Annotated in this window: 1 pseudogene; it reads left to right on the forward strand. The window is 70.0% G+C overall.

Going from position 1 to position 377, the window contains the following annotated elements:
- Nucleotides 1-377: pseudogene (locus ACSNOH_RS35210) on the forward strand (transglycosylase SLT domain-containing protein); the annotation flags it as partial.

Consider the following 377-nt stretch of genomic DNA (forward strand, 5'->3'; position numbering starts at 1 on the left):
GCGTTCGGTGAGACGCAGCAGGACGTGCTGGAGCAGCGCACCGACGCCGCCGTCATGGCCGCCAAGGCCGACGCCGGCAAGGCGAGCGCTGAGAAGGAGCGGGCCGAGAAGCAGGCCGCGAACCGTTCCACCGAGCGCAAGGCCATCGAGGCCAAGCCCGCCGCCAAGCCCGCTGCCCCGGCCAAGCCGGCCGCCCCGGCCAAGCCCGCCGCTCCGGCGAAGAAGGCCTACGCCGACAACGTCGACGGCTGGATCAGCGAGGCGCTGGACATTCTGCGCGCCAAGGGCATCCCGGCGTCCTACGACGGCATCAAGCGCAATGTGATGCGTGAGTCGACCGGTAACCCGCGTGCCATCAACAACTGGGACGTCAATGC

Source organism: Streptomyces sp. URMC 127, assembly GCF_051386535.1.
In the GTDB taxonomy this organism is placed as follows: Bacteria; Actinomycetota; Actinomycetes; order Streptomycetales; family Streptomycetaceae; genus Streptomyces.